Origin of the sequence: Mycolicibacterium peregrinum (assembly GCF_001665625.1) — a bacterium.
Lineage (GTDB): Bacteria > Actinomycetota > Actinomycetes > Mycobacteriales > Mycobacteriaceae > Mycobacterium > Mycobacterium peregrinum_B.
Genome location: NZ_LZSY01000174.1, coordinates 1 through 2,852, shown reverse-complemented (window position 1 = coordinate 2,852; position 2,852 = coordinate 1). Strand labels below are relative to the sequence as shown.

Annotated in this window: 4 protein-coding genes and 1 pseudogene; 3 read left to right on the top strand and 2 right to left on the bottom strand. The window is 64.5% G+C overall.

Annotated elements, in window-relative coordinates; genetic code table 11:
- Positions 1-281, bottom strand: a pseudogene (locus A5779_RS28030) (hypothetical protein); the annotation flags it as partial.
- Between A5779_RS28030 and A5779_RS28025 the strand changes: the two are divergent.
- The 3 genes from A5779_RS28025 to A5779_RS28015 all read left to right on the top strand — a co-directional run bounded on the left by A5779_RS28025 (position 274) and on the right by A5779_RS28015 (position 2,662).
- Positions 274-813, top strand: coding sequence for a hypothetical protein (locus A5779_RS28025; protein WP_064887006.1), 540 nt, complete (start codon positions 274-276; stop codon positions 811-813). The pseudogene A5779_RS28030 and the gene A5779_RS28025 sit on opposite strands and share 8 nt — an antisense overlap.
- Positions 814-1,113: 300 nt before the next feature.
- Entirely contained in the window at positions 1,114-1,542 is a 429-nt protein-coding gene (locus A5779_RS28020) for a cellulose-binding domain-containing protein (RefSeq protein WP_064887005.1), read from the top strand.
- 433 nt (positions 1,543-1,975) lie between these two features.
- Positions 1,976-2,662, top strand: a complete 687-nt coding sequence (locus A5779_RS28015; RefSeq protein WP_064887004.1) for a hypothetical protein — start codon at positions 1,976-1,978, stop codon at positions 2,660-2,662.
- A gap of 9 nt (positions 2,663-2,671) precedes the next feature.
- Here A5779_RS28015 and A5779_RS28010 read toward each other — a convergent pair.
- On the bottom strand, positions 2,672-2,852 hold a 181-nt coding region (locus A5779_RS28010; RefSeq protein ID WP_207549128.1), incomplete at its 5' end, for an MspA family porin.

The window sequence follows — 2,852 nt, the reverse complement described above, 5'->3', positions numbered from 1 at the left end:
TCGACGATGATGACGTTGACCGGCTCCAGCACCGTCCTGCCCTGGTACGGCAGTCCACCGTAATCGGATATCTGCCCGTTGGACTGCAGCATCCATTTGCCGATATCGCCGTAGACGGTGGGGACCTGATCAGCGGGGGTCGGGACCCCCGGTGCGATCGCCGGAACAGCGTTGACGCCGATCGGGGTGGAGCTGGCCGCCGGCCCGAAGTGGTTGGCGGCGAGGGTGAAGCGTTCGACTTCCCGGTGGACCAACTGCAGCACCGCCTGCACCATGGGCATCGGAACTGCCGGTGCACCACCGGTATTCGCCTCCGCCGGCAAGCCGACCGACGGTGCCGTGGCCGGAGAGCCGGTGCGAGTCGGGCCGGCGGTCGGCGTGGCGGCCAGACGCGAGCGGATCCGAGTGGCGTTGGGACGCACGCTCGTGGGTGAGGTCGAGGCCTCGGTCGCTCTGGCAGGTGCAGCGGAGCGCGCGGGAGCCGGGACCTTCCGCGAAATGCGAAGGGACAACCCCGGTATCGACGCTGGGCCGGCAGCGGCCGCCCGCTCGTCGCCGATCGGAGCCCGGCGGCTGTTGGCCGGTTTGATTCTTGGCGTGGGTGACAACCCGGGCTTGCGGGTCTTGGCGCCAGGCGATCCGACGGAGGGGGGACTCTTCACCGTGCCGGCGCCAGTCGATGAATCCGACGAATGTGCGGCGGAACCGCCGTTGTTGTCCGGGGTGCCTTGGGCATTGGCGATTCCGGCGCTGCCTGCTACCGCCGCGCCGATGCCCAAACCCAGCGCCAACAATCCGACGCGCCCAGCGTAGATTGCTGCTCCCGATCCGGTCGGTCCGGCGGAAGGTCGATGTTGCGCTGCGATATGCGAGGCACTGTGCCGACCCATGCTGTCCCGATCGTTTCCGGCGGATCACCACAACTGTCCGCATGTTCCCAGCCATCGTCGGCTGACGATGTTTATACCTGCGGTTTCCGGGCCGGGGTGCCGGTTTCAATCAGCGAATCGGGGAGACCGGAGATTTCGTGACGGTTTCAGTTGCGCAAAGGTACTGCAGCGGAGCCGCGATGCGAGGCGTCGACATCGCCCGGGTGGCTCTAACTTTGCCACCATGGCGGGATTGCGTTCATACGTGAAGCGCTGGCGCACAGCGGTTCAGGTAGCGGTGTCGGCGTTACTGGTCGCCATGCCCGGGCTTGTCATCACCCCCGTAGCTCAAGCGGCCGCGCCCGCGGCGAGATTGTGGGTGTCATCGACGTGGCAGACCGGCTTCATCGGCCACTTCACGATCACCAACCCGAGCGCCGTGCCGCTGTCCGATTGGAAGCTCGAATTCGACCTGCCGATGGGCGAATCCGTCTCGCACACGTGGAGCAGCAACATCACGCGGTATGGCACGCACTATGTGCTCACGCCCGCGAATTGGAATCGCATCATTGCACCTGGCGGTACCGCCACTGGGGGCCTCAGAGGCGTGTTGTCCGGGTCGTACGCGCCGCCTTCGAATTGCGTGCTCAACGGACAATATTTGTGCACCTAGCGGCGGCTACGCAAAGCGTCGGGGTGCGCCTCGGCAAACGGGAAGCTGATCATTGACCAGGCTTCTACTGGCCGCCGTCGGACAGACCTGTACTGGGGTTTTGCCAGATTTCGGATGTTCTAATACAGTTCTCGGCTAATTACTACACCTCTGTAGTGCCAGGTAGAGTGACACCGATCACATTGTGGCATTAAGGGTGGTAGTTGCCATAAATGTGACGTGTCGGCGGTGGGCTGACTCTTGCGTCGCCTCGGCTGAATCGCACATAGCAAACTCTTAGTCGCGTGCATCTGGTCGGATCGGCGCGTGGCCGCCCCAGCGTGACCGATGCACGGTCCATCCCTGTCTTTTGGCGTCTGAATGGCGGTGGGAGCGGGCGGGCGCGTCGGACACGGCTCACAAATTTTCGCAGATCACAGAAGAGAGTACGACCATGCCGAAGTTCGGCGGACCAACCGAGGCGTTCGGAAAACAGAACCGCGCAAAGAAAATCATCACCACTGTGCTCGTCGCTACCGGCCTCGGCGGTGCCACCCTGCTGTCTGCTCCGACGCACCGGAACACCGTGGTGGCGGTGGAGCAACCGCCTGCGGTGGACCCAGTCACCAAGAACGCCGCAGCCGTGGTCCCCACGCCGCCACCGGTGGTGGTCGGCAAGGACTCCAGCGCGCAGGACATCGTCAAGGCCATCGTGAGCCAGGGCCACGCCGCCAGACTCAGCGAAGACCAGATCAAGACCGTCATCGCCACCGCGAAGATCGAGTCCACGTTCCGCCCGACCGCCTCTGGCGGTGTGCAGGCCTATGGCAGCTCAGGTGGCGCGGCTGATGAGGTCATCGGCCTGTTCCAGGAGAAGGCCAGTTTCGGCACCGTCGCCGAGCGTCAGGACCCCAACAAGGCGATCGCCCGGTTCATCGCTCGGTTCACTGAGGCGTCCAAGAAATACGCCATCAACGGCGACAGTGTGCTGGCGGCCACGCTGGCGCAGAACCCACAGCTGCTCAAGTTCCGCGGCGGCGGCGTCGGCACGCACTACTACAACACCATCAAGGCGGCGATGAACGCGGCCGCGGACTTGTACAACCAGGCCGCCGGCCCGGTGCTGCAACCGGTTACCTGACGGTTCCCCTCAGACCGACTTGGTGAGGCCGTAGTAGGCGACCACATCGTCGGTGTCGATGGTGGAGCTGGTCAGGGTCGCGTAGGACCGCAGGAAGGACTGGCCGACGCAGCCGTCCACCTTGATGTGAACGTCCTTGAGGGTGACGCGCACCGGTGCGGCCTTGAACGACTTCTTGTTCACCGAGACG